Raw genomic sequence first — 424 nt, forward strand, 5'->3', positions numbered from 1 at the left:
GTCTCGAAGATCGGCGACCGCTACTCCTGCACGATCACCAATTTTTCTCCGTTCGAAGTTCCCGTCGCCTTCAAGAATGGGAGCCGCTACCTCGAACCCGGCGCGAATCAGCGCGTGCCCGGTTCCTATTTTCGGTCAGGCGTACGCAGGTTGGCTCAAGAGCAATACGGTGAGATCTGCCGAGCTGGCCGCCCGCCGGCCGCCAACGACCACCTGTATGCCGAGCCAACAACTGCGCTTGAGGTCGACGAGCTGCCAGCGGTGCAGGCACCCTTCGGAGATTCCGAAGTCCTTGGCGATCTGACGCAGCGGGGCCTCACCCTTCCGGGCGACGGCGATGACGTCGCGGCGGAACTCCTCGGGGAACGGTTTCGGCATGGGGAGCATCCTTCCATCGTGAGGAGTGATCCTCACAGATCAGATG

Annotated in this window: 1 pseudogene; it reads right to left on the minus strand. The window is 62.3% G+C overall.

Annotation, left to right across the window (positions count from 1 at the left end):
* Positions 1-255 precede the first annotated feature (255 nt).
* Positions 256-378 (minus strand): annotated as a pseudogene (locus tag AC1DYG_RS20045) (transposase); the annotation flags it as partial.
* Between the last annotated feature and the right edge of the window lie 46 nt (positions 379-424).

It is taken from the genome of Pedococcus sp. P1_H8, assembly GCF_056405175.1.